Origin of the sequence: Pseudomonas sp. CBZ-4, assembly GCF_000346755.1 — a bacterium.
Taxonomy (GTDB): domain Bacteria; phylum Pseudomonadota; class Gammaproteobacteria; order Pseudomonadales; family Pseudomonadaceae; genus Aquipseudomonas.
Genome location: NZ_ANNV01000103.1, coordinates 16,006 through 35,795, shown reverse-complemented (window position 1 = coordinate 35,795; position 19,790 = coordinate 16,006). Strand labels below are relative to the sequence as shown.

The window sequence follows — 19,790 nt, the reverse complement described above, 5'->3', positions numbered from 1 at the left end:
GCGATAGCGGTCTATCAGTGACTGATTTGTTTACTGATACACCGCTATCGCAGGCAAGCCAGCTCCCACAGTTGTTTTGTGGTGTTTGTCGGGTTGTGTTTCAGGCAGTCCAAGGGGATTTGCGGATCACCTCGACAAAATTCATCGGCCTGAACCCCGGCTCCTGATCCACCAGCACATCCGTCTTCACATTCCCAAACGTAGTCTGCGGACGATGGCGCAAGCCGTCGGCAAACGCGCAGATGATGCACTCCTTGAACCCTTCACCCCGTGGATGCGCATGCACCACCGCTTCGCGCTGCACGCTGGAAAAGGCCGCGTAGTCCATGCCCAGCACGTCCATCTCCACACCGGCGGTGACCAAGGCCACGGTCGGGCGCAGATGTTGCGGCACGCCCGGCGTAGTGTGCAGGGCGATGGACAGCCACACCTGTTCGATATCGTCATCGCTCAGCCCGTAAGGCTTGAGAAAGGCCGCCGCCGCATCGGCGCCATCCACTTCAAAACGCTCGTTGTCACTGCGATGGCCGGCCACCAGGCCCAGGTCGTGGAACATCGCGCCGACATAGAGCAGCTCCGGGTTGTAGGCCAGTTGCTTGCGCTCACCGCTCAACGCGCCGAACAGGAAGACCCGGCGGGAGTGGTGGTAGAGCAGGTCGGATTCGACGTCGCGGATGTATTCAGTGGTGGCCTTGGCGAGGGCGCTGTCGGGGATCTGGATGCCGGCGATGGTGGTCATGGTGGTTCTCCTGTGGAAGGATTCCAGTCTGGTCGCGTGCCTGCGAAGGGGCCATCGCCGTAAGGGTGCAATCCCGGCCAATGTGGTTGTACATCGCGCCAAGGGTGTACTCGGTCAACTGTGGGAGCTGGCTTGCCTGCGATAGCATCACCTCGGTATACCTGACAGACCGAGGTGCCTGCATCGCAGGCAAGCCAGCTCCCACAGGGGTTCTGTGTTTATCCAGTTAGAGAAGGTGTGCCTGTTCATGAGCAAAACCATCGCCATCCTGATCTTCCCCGGCGTCCAGTCGCTGGATGTCACCGGGCCCATGGATGTGTTCTGCGAAGCCAACCGCTTCCTGCCCAGCCAGGACCATTACCAGCTGGAAGTCATCGGCCTCGCTCACGGCAACATGTCCGCTTCCAACGGCCTGTCATTGCAAGCCCATCGGCATTACAGCGAAGCCTTGAGCGCCTACGACCTGCTGCTGGTCGCCGGTGGTCCGCAGTTGCCCTTCGAAGACTTTGGCGCGCCATTCGACGACTGGCTGCGCGGCGCCACCGCAAGGGCCCGACGCTTCGGCTCCATCTGCAACGGCGCCTTCATGCTCGCCCGCGCCGGTTTGCTGGATGGCAAAACCGTCACCACCCACTGGAACGACGCCGCCGACCTGGCGCGCCTGTGTCCCACGGCCCAGGTCGAGGCCGACCGCCTGTACGTGCAGGACGGCAACCTCTACACCTCGGCGGGGGTCACGGCGGGCATCGATTTGTCCCTGTATTTGCTGGCCCAGGACCATGGCCCGGAAGTCGCGCTGAGCGTGGCCAAGCGCCTGGTGGTGTTTACCCAGCGCTCGGGCGGGCAGTCGCAGTTCAGCCCGTTTCTGACGCCCCACGCCGAAACCACCTCGGCGGTGGCCTTGGTGCAGTTGTATGTGTTGGCGAACCTGACCGGGGATCTGACCATTGCCGACCTGGCCAAGGCGGCCAATATGAGCGCGCGCAATTTCTCTCGGGGGTTTGCCCGTGAGGCGCGCATCACCCCGGCGGAATTTGTCGAGCGGGCGCGGGTGGGTGCGGCGCGGGTGATGCTTGAAAGCAGCCATGCACCGCTCAAGACCGTGGCCTATCAGTGCGGTTTTCGTGATGCCCAGCATATGCGCAGTGTGTTCAACCGCAGGCTTGGGGTGACGCCGCAGCAGTTCCGGCTCAATTTTGCCGCACCGGTCTGAAGCTCCACGCGGTCAAAAATGTGGGAGCTGGCTTGCCTGCGATAGCGGTGTGTCAGATACACCGCCATCGCAGGCAAGCCAGCTCCCACACTGATTGGGTTTGCAGATGATTATCGGGCGGGCAGCAGTTTCAAGGTGCCACGGGTATTGGCGGTGATTTCTTCATCGGTGAAGTGCGCCTGTTCGTAACCGCCCTCGATATAGGTCTCCGCCTGGTCCCCATAATGCCGGTCAAACGGCACACCGCTTTGCCCCACCGGGTTGATGGTCAGGGCGTGGGCCACGTCGGCAAAGTCGATCAGGCGACGGGTCGAAGGCCCGTAGGTCACCGGCCACGGCGCCGGGCCGATATTCGCCGATTGGTTGTTCGGCACCTCGTGGCTGCCCGGTGCCGGGAACGGGCCGACGTTGAACACGAGGTCCAACGGCTTCTGCATGCCCAATGGATGGCCGTGGGTCAGGGTGTGGGCCTTGCCCCATTGCCACTGGCTCGGGTCATCGCCGAAGGTGCTCTTGAGGTGGGCGAGGCTGTTGTCCCAGGCGCGCTTGACGGTCTCGGCGCGCTGGCCGTTCCACCACGGTGAGTCCGGCGCTGCCGCCAGGCGCGGCAGCGCGGCGTCGATCACGCGGGTGCTGAGCAGGGTCTTGAACATGCCGTCGCCGAGCTTGGGGTGGGATGTCGCGTCGGCGAGGTTGAACAGGAACTGGTTGAACAGCGTGGCGCTGGTGGAATCCAGCGGGTAGTCGCCTTTCCAGGCGGCCAGTTGTTCGACCAGCTGCAATTGCGCCGGGTCCTTGACCACCTCGCGCAGCACCGGCAACAGTGGCGCCAGCAGGCGTGGGCCAAAGGCGGTGGTGGTGCCCAGTTGCAGGGCCTGGCTGTTGTTCACATCCCACTTCACGCTGTGGTCGCTCAACTGCGCGTTCAACTGCTGGCCACGGTCGGCCAGGTTGTAATAGCCGGGGATCTCCAGGCCGGTGGGCGATACCGGCTGGGCATTCGCCGACACCACATAACCGCGCGCGGGGTTCTCTTCCTGGGGGTTGGCGCTGAACGGGTAGAAACCCAGCTTGTCGGCCTGGGCCGTGCTGCCATCGAGGATAAACCCGGCGTTGACCCCGGCCGGGCGGATTGGCAACTGCGCCGCCGCCCACCAGCCGATGTCGCCCTTGGCGTTGGCCCACACGATGTTCAACCCCGGCGCCGAGACCTTGGCCGCTGCCGCGCGGGCCTTGGCCAGGGTGTCGGCGCGGTTGAGCTGGTAGAAACCTTCGAGGATCGGGTTCTGCGTATCGAGGAACGCCCACCACATGGCAATCGGGGTCTTGCCGGCGTTGTCGCCGAGCACGTCATTGATGATCGGGCCGTGGGGCGATTGGCGCAGGGTGAGGTTGACCGGGGCCTGGCCCTTGACCTGGATCTGCTGCTCGGTGCGGGTCATGTCGACCCAGGCGTCGTGATACCAGACCTGGTTGGGGTTGTCCGGGTTGACCTTCTCGGCGATCAGGTCGAGGTCGTCGTTCTGGAACATGGTCAGGCTCCAGCCAAAGTCCAGGTTGTGCCCCAGGAACGCCACCGGCACCAGCGCGTTGTGATAGCCATACAACTCAAAACCCGGCGCCGACAGCTGCGCCTCGTACCACACCGACGGCACCGAGAAGCGGATATGCGGGTCGCCGGCCAGCAGCGGCTTGCCACTTTTGGTGCGGTTGCCGCTGATGGCCCAGGCGTTGCTGCCTTCGAACTGCGGCAGGCCGTTGTCGGCCAGCGCCTGTTCGCTCAGGGACGCGATTGCGCCGAGGGTCTGCCAATCGCTGGCGGCGAGGTTGAGGGCGCCCTTGGGTTGCCAGTCGAGGTCGAAGACTTTCAGGTAGTCGCTGCCCAGTTGGTCGCGTACGTAAGTCAGCAAGGGTTCGGTACGAAAGGCGGCGGCAAAGCTGTAGGCCATGTATCCGGCGACGCTGATGGTGTCTTCGGCGGTGAACGGCCGCCTGGGGATGCCCAGCACGTCGAACTCCACCGGGCTGGCGTGGCGTCCTGATATTGATTGATCCCGTCCAGATAGGCTTGCAGGGCCTTCCAGTGCGCGGATTCATGGTCCAACTGCGCGACGTAGGTGGCGGCGCGGTCGCGGATGCGCAGGTTGCGGAACAGCTTGTCGGTCTCCAGCACCTTGGGCCCGAGCACTTCGGCCAGCTCGCCACGGGCCAGGCGCCGCATGATCTCCATCTGGAACAGGCGGTCCTGGGCATGCACGAAGCCCAGGGCGCGATACAGGTCGGTCTCGTTTTCGGCGCGGATATGCGGCACGCCACGGTCGTCATACCGCACCGTGACCGAACCTTGCAGGTTGGCCAGCGTCACCGTGCCCTGGCGGGTCGGTTGCTTGCTGTAGAGGTACACGCCGGCGCCAACGGCGACCAACACCAGCAGAACCGCGAGAACCTGCAAGACGCGCTTCATGAACTTTCCTTAGCCAGAATGGGTAACGGACTACTGCTCTTTAGGCCACGAACAATAGCAGCCCACCGCCAGGGTGTGCGTGGCATTCACCTCGCGGCCGTCTTCCAGCGCCTGCAGGATCGGCTCGATAAAACTGTTGCTGGAATTGCACGTCAGCCCTTCGCTGTAGGGCCCGAAATACGCGAGTTTGCCCGTGCGATCCCAGATGCCCACGGCGGGGCTGGCCGGCACTTGATCGGCGCCGGGCAGGGCGGTGAGGATTTTCATCTGGCGCAGGTTGTCGGGCAGTTGGCCGTGGCTGCCGGCTTTTTGCAGGGCGTAGAACTCGACGCCCTGGGGCGCATAGTGCTCGATCAACTCGCCGAGGTGTTGCTGGTTGCCGACGTTGCACGGGCAGGCCGGGTCCCAGAAGTGCACCAGGCGGATCGGGCCGGGGCCGGCGAGGTCGGCGGGCAGTTGCAACGGGTCACCGGAAAACACCGCCGTGTGTTCGCTGAAGGCGCGCAGGTAGCGGCCCTGGAACCAGTCGTACGCCGCCCACAGCACGCCGGCGCAGAGGACCAGGAGCAGGCTGGCGAACAGGGCGGAACGGAAGGGCGGTCGCATTCAGATGTATCCTCGAAGGTCGCGTAGCTTGCCATGCTTGTCCTGACAGATGAATATCGCAGCTCGATATTCATCCGCGCCGTAGTCTGGAAGCCTTTATGCCCGTCACCTTTGACCCCGATCATCTGCGCGAAAGCTTGCAGCCCCTGATGGAGGCGCAAGCGCTGTCCGCCGAGGCGCGGGTCTACCAGCGTTTCTACGGGCTTGATCAGGCCGTGAGTCGCCTGGGGCGTTTCGAGGTGGCGGGGTTTGAGGTGGTTGCGCAAGTGTGGTGGCCGGCTGTGCCGGTGGCGACAATGTTCATGTACCACGGCTTTTACGACCACATGGGGCTGTATCGCCATGTGGTGAAGTGGGCGCTGGACCAGGGCTTTGTGGTGATCGCCTGTGATCTGCCGGGGCACGGTCTATCCAGCGGCGTGCGCGCCAGCATCGATGATTTCGCGGTGTACCAACAGGTCGTGCAGGCGCTGTTTGCCGAGGCGAAAGCGCTGCAACTGCCGCAACCCTGGCACTTGTTCGGGCAGAGCACGGGCGGCGCGGTGGTGGTGGATCATCTGCTCAACCATGGCGCCGACAGTCCGGCCCAGGGCAAGACGTTCCTGCTGTCGCCGCTGGTACGGCCACGGGCGTGGGGCTGGTCGCAACTCAGCTATTACTTGCTGCGGCCGTTCGTCAAAGGCATCGCGCGGCGGTTCAGCGATAACACCCACGACCCGGCATTCCGGCCGTTCCTCGAAGCCGACCCGTTGCAGCCGCGCCAATTGCCCACCGCCTGGGTTGGTGCATTGGCGCGCTGGATCAAACGCATCGAAGCCGCACCGCGCAGCCCACGGCGGCCGGTGATTGTGCAAGGCGAGGAAGATATGACGGTGGACTGGCAGCACAATTTGCAGGTGCTGCGGGGTAAGTTTGATCAGCCTGAGGTGTTGATGCTGGCGCGGGGCAGGCATCATTTGGCGAATGAGATTGCGGAGATTCGCGAGGAATACTTCAAGTACCTCACCGACCACCTGAAGTAACTCGGTCAAAAAATGTGGGAGCTGGCTTGCCTGCGATAGCGGTGCATCAGTCCCTCATAAGTTGCTGACCCACCGCTATCGCAGGCAAGCCAGCTCCCACACAAACCTCACCCAGACTGATTACTGTGTCAGGCTTGAAGTGCTTTGGCCCACAGCAAGTCCCGCTCGGATCGCTGCTAATGCAGCCTGGTAATACGCCTTCCCCTCCGCCGACTCCGCAAACGTGGCGAATTCTTCCAGCTCCGGGTCAGACAAATCCCGATAGACGTACAGCAGCGTATTGTTCAGGTCATTGCCAATCTGCTGCATCAACCGCTCACGCTGGCCATTCAACATGCCTTGCGCCTGACCACCGCCGAGCAGGCCGGGGATCATCTGGCTCAGGCTGTCGGCCGCCACGCCGGCAATCGCCAGGCTGACTTCCGCCCCGGCTTCACGGGCCGGCAACGCTTGCGCCAAATGACCAATGATCAGGCTGCGCGTCGCGTCGGCTTCGATTTTCGGCAGGCCCTGGGCGTTTTTCGCCAACTGGTCGCGGCGCGTGGCGAGCAACTCGGCGGCGACGATCTTGCGGCCCAACGGTGATTGGAAAAACGCCAGGGCCGGTGCCGGGTCCGCCAGGTTCTTGCGCAATTGCGCTTCGGCACGCTGGTCCATGGCCTGGGCGGCGAAGCGTTTATTGCTGTTGTCCACCAGCGCCTGGAACACCGCCGGCGGCAGGCTATTGCGGTAGCGTTGCTGGGCGGCGCTGAGGGCGTCATTGAAATGCGCACGTTGTTCGGCCCAGCCGGCGACCTTGTACAACTGGTCATGGCCGTCTGCCCAGGCGGGCAAAACGCAGAACATCAGCAAGGATAAAAACAAACGACGCATTAGGGACTCCTGTCAGTCGGCCACTATTGTCCGTGTCGGGCGTAGGATTTGTCGAGAAGTCCTATCAGTCACCTGACTAAAGTGTATGCAGACGCTCAACGGCGCTGTCGGATTTACAGGCGTATGGATACTATGCGCGCCATGCAAATACCCTTCGATCACCCGCTGTTGCAACGTATTGTCGACGACCTCGCCGAAAAGGGCTGGTCGCGGCAGGACGGCTTCCTGCCCCAGGCTCTGACCCTGGAACTGGCGGCTGAGTGCCGTAAACGTGCGGCCGAAGGTGAACTGGCCCCGGCGGCTGTAGGACGCGGGCCGGCCCAGGAGATTCGCGAGGGCATTCGCGGTGACCACATCCAGTGGCTGGAAGAGGGCGACGCGGCCGTCTGCGGCACTTACATGGCTGTGATGGACAGCCTGCGCCTGGCGATGAACCGCAGCCTGTTCCTCGGCCTGGAAGACTTCGAAAGCCACTTCGCGATGTATCCACCGGGGGCGTTCTACCTCAAGCACCTCGACCGTTTCCGCGATGATGACCGGCGCATGGTCTCGGCGGTGATCTACTTGAACGACGCCTGGCTGCCCGAACATGGCGGCCAGTTGCGCATGTACCTCAAGAGCGACGTCGAATACGACGTGGTGCCGGCCGGCGGTTGCCTGGTGGTGTTCCTGTCCGGCGAGGTGCCCCACGAAGTCATGCCCGCCACGCGCGAACGCCTGTCCCTCACCGGCTGGTTTCGCCGGCGCGGCAACGAGCCGTTTTAAGCATGGAAAAGATTCTGATCAGCCGCTGTTTGCTCGGGCACAAGGTGCGCTACGACGGTGGCGCCAGCGGGCCGTTCGATCAATTGGCGGCGTGGCAGGCCGAAGGGCGCGTGGTGGCGATCTGCCCGGAAGTGTCCGGTGGTTTGCCGACACCGCGTCCGCCTGCGGAGATTCCGGGCGGGCAGGGTGTGGCAGTGTGGGAAGGGCGAGCGCAGGTGCTGACGGCCGAGGGCGAGGATTTCAGCGCGGCCTTTCTTGACGGTGCGCGGCAGGCGTTGGCGTTGGTGCAGCGGCACAACATCCGCATTGCGGTGCTCAAGGCCAATAGCCCGTCTTGTGGGAATTTGCTGACGTATGACGGCACGTTTAGTGGTGTGAAAGTCAGCGGCGAAGGCGTGACAGCGGCGCTGCTGAAACGCCATGGTGTACAAGTCTTCAGCGAGCTGGAGCTACCCGAGGCGGCGGTGGCCTTGGCCCATCTCTCAGAAAATGTGTAGTTCAATGTGGGAGCTGGCTTGCCTGCGATAGCGGTATATCAGTCCCACATCAGTTGCTGACCCACCGCTATCGCAGGCAAGCCAGCTCCCACATTTGATTTACTGTGCCTGGGCTGCCGGTGTCTCGCTTTCAAGCCACTTCTGCGCCAACGCCTTCAACCGCCCATCCTCCTTCACCCGCTGCAACGCCTTGTCCAAGCTCGCCTTGAACGCCGGGTTGCCTTTCTGGAACGGGATCGCCAGCTCCGGCTTTTCGTTGTACGCCTCACTGAAATCGAACCGATCCTGCAACAGGGCAGTCATAGCGATATGGTTAATGGCCACGTCGTACTTGCCGGTTTCCACTCCCGGCAGCAGATCGGCGTCGTCGGTGGTGATAAACGAGGGGCGTACGTCCATTTCCTTGGCCAGTTGCTCACCCAGTTCCACTTCAAACCCGGTGAGTTTGTCGCCCTCCTTGAAGTTGAACGGCGGGGTGTTGGCTTCAAGGGCGATACGCAGTTCGCCACGGTCAAATACGTCATCGACCAGTTCGGCGTGAGCCAAGGGGCTCATCAGGGGCAGCACAAGTAACAGGCCAGGCGAAAAGCGCATGGTCACTCCTAGAGAATTTTTATGTGCGAGGCGCCGTTCAGCATCGCTTTGCTATGGTGTTGAGTGCCTTGGACAGCAATTTGTCGCGAAGTTGTCATAACCCTACAGATTTCACCGAAAAACTGGAGAAGCGAATGAAAGCCCTTTTGTCCCGTGCAACGATTGCCAGCCTGCTGCTGGGTGCCTCGATGTTGGCCAACGCCGCAGACCTGCCGCGTACCCCTGCGCCTGCAGGTGCCGAAGTGTTTATCGTCTCGCCTAAAGACGGCGCGACCGTCGACAAGACCTTCACCGTCAAATTCGGCGTCAAGGGCCTGGACCTGGAGCCCATCGACAAGCAAGTGCATGGCGCTGGTCACCATCACCTGCTGGTCGATCGCGACGTGCAGTCGCTCAAGGCCGATGAGCCGATTCCGGCCGATGCCACCTCGATCCACTTCGGCAAGGCCCAGACCGAAACCGAACTGACCCTGACGCCTGGCAAGCACACCCTGCAACTGGTGGCAGGCGATAACGTACACCGCCAGTTCGAACCTACTGTAGCCTCGAAAGTGATCACGGTTAACGTTAAGTAAGATTTGTTCAGATGCAAAAAAGGGAGCCCCGAGGGGCTCCCTTTTTGTTGGTGCCGTTGAAACCTTAGAACAACACGCGGCTACGAATCGTGCCTTTGATGTGCTGCAGCTTCTCTTGCGCCAGGTCCGAGTACTCGGCGTCGACGTCGATGACCACGTAGCCGACCTTTTCGTTGGTCTGCAGGAACTGACCGGAGATGTTGATGCCGTTTTCCGCGAAGACCTTGTTGATCTCCATCATCACGCCAGGGATGTTCTGGTGGATGTGCAGCAGACGGTGCTTGCCAGGGTGAGCCGGCAGGGCCACTTCCGGGAAGTTCACCGACGATACCGAGGTACCGTTGTCGCTGTATTTGACCAGCTTCTCCGACACTTCCAGGCCGATGTTGGCTTGGGCTTCGGCAGTGGAACCGCCGATGTGCGGGGTCAGGATCACGTTGTCCAGGCCACGCAGCGGGCTTTCGAAGATGTCGTCGTTGGAGCGTGGCTCCACCGGGAACACGTCGATGGCCGCGCCGATCAGGTGCTTGTCCTTGATCGCGTCGGCCAGGGCGTCCAGCTCGACCACGGTGCCGCGTGCCGCGTTGATCAGGATGCCGCCTTTCTTGATGGCGCGGATTTCCTTCTCGCCGATCATCCACTGGGTCTCAGCGGTTTCCGGGACGTGCAGGGTGACGATGTCGGACATGCCCAGCAGCTCGGTCAGGCTGGCCACTTGGGTGGCGTTGCCCAGTGGCAGCTTGGTCAGGGTGTCGTAGAAGAACACCTGCATGCCTAGGCCTTCAGCCAGGACCGACAATTGCGTGCCGATCGAGCCGTAACCGACGATACCCAGCTTCTTGCCGCGGATTTCGAAGGAGTTGGCCGCGCTTTTGATCCAGCCGCCACGGTGGCAGGAAGCGTTCTTCTCAGGAATGCCGCGCAACAGCAGGATCGCCTCGGCCAGCACCAGCTCCGCAACGGAACGGGTGTTGGAGTACGGTGCGTTGAACACCGCGATGCCGCGCTCGCGCGCTGCGTTGAGGTCGACCTGGTTGGTGCCGATGCAGAAACAGCCGACTGCCACGAGTTTCTTGGCGTGATCGAAGATTTCTTCGGTCAGCTGAGTGCGGGAGCGAATGCCGATGAAGTGCGCGTCGGCGATCTTTTCCTTGAGTTGGGCTTCCGGCAGAGAACTGGTGATGTACTCAATGCTGGTGTACCCGGCGGCTTTCAGAACGTCGACAGCCGATGGGTGGACGCCTTCCAGAAGAAGGAACTTGATCTTGCTCTTATCGAGAGAAGTCTTGCTCATCTGCGTAAACCTGTATCCCGGAGAAAAATGGCAGGGAATCGAGCAGCACAAGCTGACCCGGACGGCAGGAAAGCCGTCACCGCAGAAACGCCCTTGGGCTCTGTCCTGCGGGGGCGGTATGCTAGCATACGCGCCCCGCTAAACACCTATTCCTGCGACGTGAAGCGTTCTCAGGATGACCATGAATTGTTCGAGAGTTCTGTCGATGACCCATCCTGCCCTGATTGATGAGCTGAAGACCCTGGTTGAGCCTGGCAAAGTGCTGACCGATGCAGACTCCCTGGAGGCTTACGGCAAGGATTGGACCAAGCACTTCGCACCCGCGCCGACCGCCATTGTCTTCCCCAAGACCATCGAGCAGGTCCAGGCCATTGTGCGTTGGGCCAATGAGCACAAGGTGGCACTGGTGCCATCCGGTGGCCGTACTGGCCTGTCCGCCGCCGCCGTGGCCGCTAATGGCGAAGTGGTCGTGTCGTTCGACTATATGAACCAGATCCTCGACGTGAACCTCACCGACCGCACCGCCGTGTGCCAGCCGGGCGTGGTCACCAAGCAACTGCAGAACGTCGCCGAAGAAAACGGCCTGTACTACCCGGTGGACTTCGCGTCGTCCGGTTCCAGCCAGATTGGCGGCAATATCGGCACCAATGCCGGCGGGATCAAGGTGATTCGCTACGGCATGACCCGCAACTGGGTGGCCGGCATGAAGGTCGTCACCGGCAAGGGCGACGTGCTGGAACTGAACCGCGACCTGATCAAGAACGCCACCGGCTACGACATGCGCCAGCTGTTTATCGGCGCGGAAGGCACCCTGGGCTTTGTGGTGGAAGCCACCATGCGCCTGGACCGGGCGCCGAAAAACCTCACCGCGATGGTCCTCGGCACCACCGATTTCGACTCGATCATGCCGGTGCTGCACGCGTTCCAGAACAAACTCGACCTGACCGCCTTTGAGTTCTTCTCCGACAAGGCCCTGGCCAAAGTCCTCGGCCGTGGCGATGTGCCGGCGCCGTTCGAAACCGAGTGCCCGTTCTACGCCCTGCTGGAATTCGAAGCCACCACCGAAGAAGTCGCCAACCACGCCCTGGAAACCTTCGAACATTGCGTGGAACAAGGCTGGGTGCTGGACGGCGTGATGAGCCAGAGCGAAACCCAGCTGCACAACCTGTGGAAACTGCGCGAGTACATCTCCGAGACCATTTCCCACTGGACCCCGTACAAGAACGACATCTCGGTCACTGTGTCGAAAGTGCCGGCGTTCTTGAAGGAAATCGACGCGATCGTCGGCGAACACTACCCGGACTTCGAAATCGTCTGGTTCGGCCACATCGGCGACGGCAACCTGCACCTGAACATCCTCAAGCCAGAAAACCTGAGCAAGGACGAGTTCTTCGCCAAGTGCGCCACCGTGAACAAGTGGGTGTTTGAAACCGTCGAGAAGTACAACGGTTCGATCTCCGCCGAACACGGCGTGGGCATGACCAAGCGTGATTACCTGACCTACAGCCGTTCGCCGGTTGAAATCGACTACATGAAAGCCGTCAAAGCCGTGTTCGACCCGAACGGGATCATGAACCCTGGCAAGATCTTCGCTGTTTAATCGCCCCTGAAGGAGTCGTTCCATGAGCTACCAGCACAAGTATGTCGACGGCACCAACATCCACTTCCCGGTGGGCAAAGTGGTGTGCATCGGGCGTAACTACGCCGAACATGCCAAGGAACTGGACAACCCGGTGCCGACCGAACCGTTGCTGTTCATCAAGCCAGGCAGTTGCGTGGTGGCGCTGGAAGGTGGTTTTGCCATCCCGATCGAGCGCGGTTCGGTGCATTACGAAGCGGAAATCGCGGTACTGATCGGCAAGCCGTTGTCGACCAAGCCGAGCCGTGAAGAAGTACTGGATGCCATCTCCGGCTTCGCCCCGGCGCTGGACCTGACCCTGCGCGACAAGCAAGCCGAGCTGAAAGCCAAGGGCCTGCCGTGGGAAATCGCCAAGTCCTTCGACGGCGCGGCAGTGATCGCACCGTTCGTGGTCAGCAGCACCTTCCCCGACGTGACCGACATCGGCATTCGCCTGACCATCAATGGCGAAGTGCGCCAGGACGGCAACAGCGCGATCATGCTCAACCCGATCGTGCCGATGATCCAGTACATGGCTGGTTGCTTCTCGCTGCAAGCGGGCGACGTGATCCTCACCGGCACCCCGGCTGGCGTGGGCCCGCTGAATGTGGGTGATGAGCTGGTGCTGGAGTTGTCGGGCGTTAACCGCTTCGAAAGCCAGGTTCGCTGACGAAACGCGGTTATAAATGTGGGAGCGGGCTTGCCCGCGATGGCGGTCTATCAGTTACAGATGTGTTATCTGATCCACCGCTATCGCGGGCAAGCCCGCTCCCACATTGGTTCTCCATGTCTTTGTAATCTCCTTTTCTTTGCATTTTTTTCACACCCCATCCGGATAATCCTCAGCCTCTTGCGCGCGGGCTTCCTGATCCTGTGCTATCACCTAACGCTGACTTTCCGGAATAAGCGCCCCATGGCCGTAACCCTGCCCAGCAATCTCTCCAAGCCGCGTTCGCGTTTCGCCTTGCGCTGGTATTCCTGGCTGTTATTGGCGGGCGTGATTTCCTACGGCGTGGCCTGGGCCATGCACTGGGACGATCGCGGTGTGCTGTGGGTGCTGGAACGCTTCGAAACCCCCGCCGAACGCCAACAGAGCGTGTGGCTGCCGGACTATCACGCGGTGATCGATGGCAAGCTGTTGCCGGGGATGGAGAAGGATGAGGCTTCGGACGTCTCCTACAACCCGCAGACCAAAACCCTGTTTTCCGTCATGGGCAAAAACCCGTTTCTCGTCGAGTTGAGCCTGCAAGGCGACGTGCTGCGCAAAATGCCGTTGAACGGCTGGAGCAACCCGGAAGGCCTGACCGTCCTGGAAAACGGCCTGATGGCCGTGGTCGATGAGCGCGAACACAGCCTGACCATCGTCAAGCTCGATGCCAGCACCACCCAGTTGAACAAGGCCGATTTCCCCAGCTATGACCTGGGCCCGTCGAAAAACCAGAACAAAGCCTTTGAAGGCATCACCTGGGACAAGCGCAACCAGCAGATCGTGCTGGGCGAAGAACGTCCACCGGCGCTGTTCACCTGGAAAAGCGACGGCAGCCAGACCCTGGTGGGCGACAAGCAAAAGCTGACCAGCACCGAACTGGACATGCGCAACCTGTCGGCCCTGGCGGTGGACCCACGCACCGGGCATTTGCTGGTGCTGTCGGCCGATTCCCATCTGCTGCTGGAACTGGATGAAAAGGGCGAGCAAGTCAGCTTCATGACCTTGCTGGGCGGTTTCAACGGGCTCAAGGACACCATTCCTCGGGCGGAAGGCGTGACCATGGACGAAGACGGCAACCTCTACATGGTCAGCGAGCCGAATCTGTTCTATTGCTTCGAAAAGCAGAAATAGCACACCGGTTACGTCGGATAGTTCTCTAAGAGCGGCATCCACCAGACAGTAGGCCGTGTTTAAGTTTAAATTCAGACGGGCGTGATATTCATGCGCCACTTTTGACTTTGAGCACGCCCGATGCGCCGACTTGTCCGCCCCAAACCCATCATTTTCACGCTTGCGCTGATCGTCCTGATCAGCGCCGGGGTCGTTGCGCAACACTTTCGCCTGTTCGAGCGCGCCTGGTTCAACCTCCAGGCGTGGCGCCAGCCTGTCGGCGAGGCCTCGATTGGCCTGGCCGATTACCGCGTCGTCCTTGAAGCCCAGGTCATCGAAGGCCTCGACAGCGACGTGTCGGCGCTGACCTTCGACCCCGTGCGCAAAAGCCTGTTTACCGTCACCAATAAAAACCCCGAGCTGATCGAGCTTTCACTGGACGGCAAGATCCTGCGGCGCATTGCCCTGGTGGGCTTTGGCGATGCCGAGGCGGTCGAGTTCATCAGCGAAGGCATCTATGTGATCAGCGATGAACGCCAGCAGCGGCTGATCAAGGTGCATGTGGACGACGACACCGAGTTCCTCGACGCCGCGGACGCGGAACAGATGACCCTGGGCTTGCACGTGGGCGGCAACAAGGGCTTTGAAGGCCTGGCCTACGACTCGGTGGGCAAGCGCCTGTTCGTGGCCAAGGAGCGCGACCCGATGCTGATCTACGAGATCCACGGGTTCCCCCATTTCAAACCGGAAAAGACCTACTCGGTGCACGTGGTCAACAACCCCAAGCGCGATGCAGGGCTGTTTGTGCGTGACCTGTCGAGCCTGCAATACGATGAGCGCAGCGGCCATCTGCTGGCGCTGTCGGATGAATCGTTCCTGGTGCTGGAACTGGATATCGACGGTCGCCCGTTGAGCAGTTTGTCGCTGCTCAACGGGCGCCATGGCCTGAAAAAACGTGTGCCGCAGGCCGAAGGGATCGCCATGGACGATGACGGTACGTTGTACCTGACCAGTGAGCCGAACCTGTTCTACGTGTTCAAGAAGCCCTGATCAGAACATCCATTGCACACCCAGCGAATAGCCGGTCTGGCTGCCCTCGCTGTGGCCCAGGCGGCCGTTGACCTCGGCAAACACGCCCAGTTGCGGGGTGATCGCCAGTTGGCTGCCGACTTGCGCGCGACCAAAGCTCTTGTCCGCTGAACCCAGCTTGGCCGTGCGCGCCTGGCTGTCGGCGCGGGCGGTCAGTTGCAGGTCGTCCAGGCGGCCGTCGCCCAGCTCCTTGACCCAGGCGATGTCGCCGTAAGGCATCAGATTGAGGCCGTAGGGCAGGGCGACGGCGCCGCGCACACGCCAGCCGAGGCTGGCTTCCAGGGAATCGAAAGACTGTTCCTCATAGGTCAGGGCCGTGCGCAGGTCCTGCTTTTCGCGGAATTTATCGATACGCGAGTGGCTGTAATCCAGGCCGGCGAAAGGCCCGCTCTTGATCGCGCCGAAGTCAAAGTCGTAACCGCCGAGCACGCGCGCGCCCAGGGTCAGGGCGTCGGTGTTGCCGGTCAGTTGCTGGTTGAGCAGGATCGGTCCGCCATTGGCCTGGATCAGCAGGTTGCGCTTGGACTCGAAGCGGCTGTGGCCGATGCTCAGGTCGCCGGCCAGCCAGCTCGGGCCGCCATCGTTGAGCAGGGCATAGGCCGCGGCTTGCCAGGTGTCGCTGTCGAGTTTGCCGCGGTGCTCAAGCTTGTCGCGGCCATTGAGGTAGCTGAGGCTGGCGCCGAGGTTCAGGCTCGGGGTCAGTTGATAGTCGCCCAGCGCATGCAGGCCCACGCGTCGCGCTTCGGGGTTGGGGGCGTTGTCGAAGCCGCTGTCCGGGTTGTATTCGCCGTCCACGCCGATCTCGCCATCAAAGCTGCCCACCTCGCGGCTGGCCGACTGCAAGGTCAGCCAGCGCCGGTCATGCAGGCGCACCATGGCTTGGTGCTGGCGTTGCAGGTTGTCCTGCATATTGCGTGCGACGGCGCCGCCGGAGGCGGTGGAGGCCATCAGGTCGGCGTTGGTCAATTCCAGCACGAGGCGGCTGAGCAGGCGCGAATAGTCGCGCAGGCGCTGGTCGATGCGCGCCTGGCCGAAAGCGTCGGTGAGCACGGCCTTGTTATCTTCGGCGGGGTCGTGCCAGGTCGAGCCACCGGGGATCTTCGGGTTGTCGGTCTGGGTGTAGCCGTCGAGGTCGCCCAGTTCCCAGTTGGTGGCTTCTATATAAAGGATCGGGATGTTCAGCGGCTCGAAGGGCTCGCCATCGCTGCAGCAGCCGGTGCCTTTGGGGTATTGCGGGTCCAGGCCGGGGTTGGTGAACAGCGGGATGTTCAATTCCTTGGCGATCTGGAAGGTGTGCTCGCGCAACGACGCCAAGGCCGGGTTGGCGGTGCTGTTCTGGCCGGCGTGGGCGTACATCATGTCGCCGGTGATCAGGCTGTCGAGGTTGATCATCGCCAGCATGTTCGCGCGCTGGCTGGCGCTCAACGACGCGACAAAGGCCTTGGAACCGCGCAGGCCTTCTTCTTCGGCGCCAAAGCCGACGATCTGCAAGCCGTTTTCCAGTTGCAGGCCGCCGAGGTTCTTCGCCACTTCCGTCAGCACGCTGGCGCCGGAGCCGTTGTCGTCCAGGCCTTGGAGGGTCGGGCGGCCGAAGAAGGTATCGAAGTGTGCGCCAATCACCACGTACTGCGGTTTGCTGCCGGCGGCGTAGGCCACCACGTTTTGCGATGCGCGACTGCCGCTGTTCCAGGTGAAATCCTGGCGACTGATGCTGTAGGCCGTACCCATCTGGCTCTGCATCCAATCGGCAGCCCCGGCGAAGTTGGCCGTGCCGCGATAACGGCCGGGGTAGTCGTTGATCAGTTTTTCCAGGGTGGTGTTGGCGTGCTCGCCGTAGTCGTAGGCCAGGAGGTGGGTCGGCAACAGGGCGCAGGCCGCGCTGATAGCAAGGGCTAGGGGCTTTATCACAAGGTCTTCCTTGAGGTGATGGGGATGTTCAAGCCGAGACCCTTTGCACAATGTGCGCCTCATTCCCTGGGCGATTGTGAATTGGCGCATTGTTAAACGGGCGAGTCGCCTGGCTGTAATTTGTAACGGATTTGATACCAGCGGCGGTGTTGAGTGTCGTGACTTGGCGCACGATTTTGGCGAGGGGTGCTGCGAAAGGTAGCGTTTTTGTTACACAGAGCTTTTAGACATTAGAAACAAATGTGGGAGCTGGACTTTGTGGGAGCTGGCTTGCCTGCGATGCAAACAACTCGGTGTGTCAGTAGAACCGAGGTGATGCTATCGCAGGCAAGCCAGCTCCCACATAAAGCGAGGCCGTGAGCCTTAGGCCTTGAGGGTTTTCACACCTTCGGCAGTGCCCAGCAGCAGTACGTCAGCCGGACGCGCGGCGAACAAACCGTTGGTGACCACGCCGACGATGGCATTGATCTGGGTTTCCAGCTCCACCGGGTTGGTGATCTGCATGTTGAACACGTCGAGGATGATGTTGCCGTTGTCGGTCAACACGCCTTCGCGGTACACCGGGTCACCGCCCAGTTTCACCAGCTCGCGGGCCACGTGGCTGCGGGCCATCGGGATCACTTCCACCGGCAGCGGGAAGGCACCGAGGACGGGCACCAGCTTGCTGGCGTCGGCGATGCAGATAAAGGTCTTGGCCACGGCCGCGACGATCTTCTCGCGGGTCAGGGCCGCGCCGCCGCCTTTGATCAGGTTCAGGTGCGCGTCGCTTTCATCGGCGCCGTCGACGTAGAACTCCAGGTCGCTCACGGTGTTGAGCTCGTACACCGGAATGCCATGGCCCTTGAGGCGGGCGGCGGTGGCTTCGGAGCTGGCCACGGCGCCGTCAAATGCGCCCTTGTGCTGGGCCAGTGCGTCGATGAAGCAGTTGGCGGTGGAGCCGGTGCCGACACCGACGATGCTTTTATCGTCGAGTTTGGGAAGGATTAAATCGACGGCGGCCTGGGCCACTGCCTGTTTGAGTTGATCCTGGGTCATGCGGGCTCCGGAACGGGCGGGGAGTTATCGAGGGGCGCGAGTATAACCCAACAAAACCTCGGGATTCGTGTGGTCGCCCGGCCAAAAGCCGGGTTAGACTCCTTGGCCCTGCCAAACCGTGAAAGTAGAAGCCCGCCGATGCTTGAACAGTACGTCAAAAAGATTCTCACCTCGCGCGTTTACGACGTTGCCGTAGAAACTCCCCTGCAGACCGCCCGCCAGCTCTCCGAGCGGCTGGGCAATAGGGTCTGGCTCAAGCGTGAAGACTTGCAGCCGGTGTTCTCGTTCAAGATTCGCGGCGCCTATAACAAGCTGACTCAACTGAGCAGCGAAGAGCGTGCGCGCGGCGTGGTCACGGCTTCGGCGGGCAACCATGCCCAGGGCCTGGCCCTGGCGGCCAAGGTGCTGGGGGTCAAAGCCACCATCGTGATGCCCAAGACCACCCCGGAGATCAAGGTCGAAGGCGTGCGCTCCCGTGGCGGCAAAGTGGTGCTGCATGGCGATTCCTTCCCGGAAGCCCTGGCCTATTCGCTGAAGCTGGTCGACGAAAAGGGTTACGTCTACATCCACCCTTACGACGATCCGCACACCATTGCCGGGCAGGGCACCGTGGCGATGGAAATCCTGCGCCAGCATCCGGGGCCTCTGGACGCGATTTTTGTCCCGGTGGGCGGCGGCGGGCTGATCGCCGGGATCGCGGCGTACGTGAAATACCTGCGCCCGGAGATCAAGATCATCGGCGTCGAGCCGGACGACTCCAACTGCCTGCAAGCCGCCATGGCCGCGGGTGAGCGCGTGGTGTTGCCGACGGTGGGGATCTTTGCCGACGGCGTGGCGGTGGCGCAGATCGGCCAGCACACGTTTGATATCTGCAAAGACTATGTCGACGAAGTGATCACCGTGAGCACCGATGAAATCTGTGCGGCGATCAAGGACATCTACGACGACACCCGTTCCATCACCGAGCCTGCGGGCGCGCTGGGCGTGGCGGGGATCAAGAAATACGTGGAAACCCGTGGCGTCACCGGCCAGACCCTGGTGGCCATCGACTCCGGCGCCAACGTCAACTTCGACCGCCTGCGCCATGTGGCGGAGCGCGCCGAGCTGGGTGAAGGCCGCGAAGCGATCATCGCCGTGACCATTCCCGAGAAGCCGGGCAGCTTCAAGGCGTTCTGCGAAGCCGTGGGCAAGCGCCAGATCACCGAATTCAACTACCGTTTCCACTCCGGCAGCGAGGCGCACATCTTTGTTGGCGTGCAGACCCACCCCGACACCGACCCCCGCAGCGCGCTGATCGCCAGCCTGACCGAGCAGGGTTTCCCGGTGCTGGACCTGACCGAGAATGAGCTGGCCAAGCTGCACATCCGCCATATGGTCGGCGGCCATGCGGCGCACGTCAGCAATGAAGTGGTGTTCCGCTTCGAATTCCCGGAACGCCCGGGGGCGTTGTTCAACTTTCTTAACAAATTAGGCGGGCGCTGGAACATCTCGATGTTCCACTATCGCAACCACGGCGCAGCTGACGGCCGTGTGGTCGCTGGCCTGCAAGTGCCGGCGAACGAGCGTCACCTGGTACCGGCAGCCCTGGAAGCCATCGGCTACCCGTACTGGGATGAAAGCGATAACCCGGCCTACAAACTGTTCCTCGGTTGAGCGACTACGCTGATTGGGGCGGCCTT

Annotated in this window: 17 protein-coding genes and 1 pseudogene; 10 read left to right on the top strand and 8 right to left on the bottom strand. The window is 61.8% G+C overall.

Annotated elements, in window-relative coordinates:
• Positions 1-100: 100 nt before the first annotated feature.
• The gene (locus tag B348_RS0113990) at positions 101-739 is read right to left on the bottom strand and encodes an HD domain-containing protein (RefSeq protein WP_017736707.1); all 639 of its coding nucleotides are present in this window, start codon (positions 737-739) and stop codon (positions 101-103) included.
• A gap of 247 nt (positions 740-986) precedes the next feature.
• Here B348_RS0113990 and B348_RS0113985 point away from each other — a divergent pair, with 247 nt between their 5' ends.
• Complete coding sequence (locus B348_RS0113985) at positions 987-1,952, top strand: GlxA family transcriptional regulator (RefSeq protein ID WP_017736706.1); 966 nt, start codon at positions 987-989, stop codon at positions 1,950-1,952.
• A 110-nt stretch (positions 1,953-2,062) separates the two neighbouring features.
• Here the strand turns inward: B348_RS0113985 and B348_RS01000000130035 are convergent.
• Together B348_RS01000000130035 and B348_RS0113975 are read right to left on the bottom strand one after the other, a co-directional pair.
• A pseudogene (locus B348_RS01000000130035) lies at positions 2,063-4,416 on the bottom strand (penicillin acylase family protein).
• 30 nt (positions 4,417-4,446) lie between these two features.
• Complete coding sequence (locus B348_RS0113975) at positions 4,447-5,022, bottom strand: DUF6436 domain-containing protein (protein WP_017736705.1); 576 nt, start codon at positions 5,020-5,022, stop codon at positions 4,447-4,449.
• A 98-nt stretch (positions 5,023-5,120) separates the two neighbouring features.
• Between B348_RS0113975 and B348_RS0113970 the strand changes: the two genes are divergently transcribed.
• A complete protein-coding gene (locus B348_RS0113970) occupies positions 5,121-6,044 on the top strand; it encodes an alpha/beta hydrolase (protein WP_017736704.1) in 924 nt (307 codons plus the stop codon).
• A gap of 120 nt (positions 6,045-6,164) precedes the next feature.
• Here B348_RS0113970 and B348_RS0113965 read toward each other — a convergent pair whose 3' ends face one another.
• Positions 6,165-6,917 (bottom strand): DUF2059 domain-containing protein, encoded by a 753-nt coding sequence (locus B348_RS0113965; RefSeq protein WP_017736703.1) that lies wholly within the window; start codon positions 6,915-6,917, stop codon positions 6,165-6,167.
• Positions 6,918-7,049: 132 nt separating this feature from the next.
• Between B348_RS0113965 and B348_RS0113960 the strand changes: the two genes are divergently transcribed.
• On the top strand, positions 7,050-7,682 hold the full coding sequence (locus B348_RS0113960; protein WP_017736702.1) for a 2OG-Fe(II) oxygenase: 633 nt from the start codon (positions 7,050-7,052) through the stop codon (positions 7,680-7,682).
• Between the two features lie 2 nt (positions 7,683-7,684).
• Positions 7,685-8,179 carry a DUF523 domain-containing protein gene (locus B348_RS0113955; protein WP_017736701.1) on the top strand — a complete coding sequence of 165 codons (495 nt, stop codon included), beginning with the start codon at positions 7,685-7,687 and terminating at the stop codon, positions 8,177-8,179.
• A 99-nt stretch (positions 8,180-8,278) separates the two neighbouring features.
• Here B348_RS0113955 and B348_RS0113950 read toward each other — a convergent pair whose 3' ends face one another.
• Positions 8,279-8,773: a transporter substrate-binding domain-containing protein gene (locus B348_RS0113950; protein ID WP_017736700.1), complete on the bottom strand. Its 495-nt coding sequence runs from the start codon at positions 8,771-8,773 to the stop codon at positions 8,279-8,281.
• A 134-nt stretch (positions 8,774-8,907) separates the two neighbouring features.
• Here B348_RS0113950 and B348_RS0113945 point away from each other — a divergent pair, with 134 nt between their 5' ends.
• A complete protein-coding gene (locus B348_RS0113945) occupies positions 8,908-9,348 on the top strand; it encodes a DUF4399 domain-containing protein (RefSeq protein ID WP_017736699.1) in 441 nt (146 codons plus the stop codon).
• 64 nt (positions 9,349-9,412) lie between these two features.
• On the opposite strand, the gene serA is transcribed toward B348_RS0113945, so the two are convergent.
• Positions 9,413-10,642 (bottom strand): phosphoglycerate dehydrogenase, encoded by a 1,230-nt coding sequence (serA, locus tag B348_RS0113940; RefSeq protein WP_017736698.1) that lies wholly within the window; start codon positions 10,640-10,642, stop codon positions 9,413-9,415.
• 205 nt (positions 10,643-10,847) lie between these two features.
• On the opposite strand from serA, the gene B348_RS0113935 reads away from it, so the two are divergent.
• The 4 genes from B348_RS0113935 (at position 10,848) to B348_RS0113920 (ending at position 15,129) form a co-directional block, all read left to right on the top strand.
• Positions 10,848-12,242: an FAD-binding oxidoreductase gene (locus tag B348_RS0113935; RefSeq protein ID WP_017736697.1), complete on the top strand. Its 1,395-nt coding sequence runs from the start codon at positions 10,848-10,850 to the stop codon at positions 12,240-12,242.
• Positions 12,243-12,264: 22 nt separating this feature from the next.
• A complete protein-coding gene (locus tag B348_RS0113930) occupies positions 12,265-12,930 on the top strand; it encodes a fumarylacetoacetate hydrolase family protein (RefSeq protein ID WP_017736696.1) in 666 nt (221 codons plus the stop codon).
• Positions 12,931-13,173: 243 nt separating this feature from the next.
• A complete protein-coding gene (locus B348_RS0113925) occupies positions 13,174-14,100 on the top strand; it encodes an SdiA-regulated domain-containing protein (protein WP_017736695.1) in 927 nt (308 codons plus the stop codon).
• A gap of 120 nt (positions 14,101-14,220) precedes the next feature.
• Positions 14,221-15,129 (top strand): SdiA-regulated domain-containing protein, encoded by a 909-nt coding sequence (locus B348_RS0113920; RefSeq protein WP_017736694.1) that lies wholly within the window; start codon positions 14,221-14,223, stop codon positions 15,127-15,129.
• Here B348_RS0113920 and B348_RS0113915 read toward each other — a convergent pair whose 3' ends face one another.
• Positions 15,130-17,076: an autotransporter domain-containing protein gene (locus B348_RS0113915; protein ID WP_017736693.1), complete on the bottom strand. Its 1,947-nt coding sequence runs from the start codon at positions 17,074-17,076 to the stop codon at positions 15,130-15,132.
• Positions 17,077-17,439: 363 nt separating this feature from the next.
• A complete protein-coding gene (rpiA, locus tag B348_RS0113910) occupies positions 17,440-18,111 on the bottom strand; it encodes a ribose-5-phosphate isomerase RpiA (protein ID WP_017736692.1) in 672 nt (223 codons plus the stop codon).
• 108 nt (positions 18,112-18,219) lie between these two features.
• Here rpiA and ilvA point away from each other — a divergent pair, with 108 nt between their 5' ends.
• A complete protein-coding gene (gene ilvA, locus B348_RS0113905) occupies positions 18,220-19,764 on the top strand; it encodes a threonine ammonia-lyase, biosynthetic (RefSeq protein WP_256204393.1) in 1,545 nt (514 codons plus the stop codon).
• The last annotated feature ends 26 nt before the right edge of the window (positions 19,765-19,790 follow it).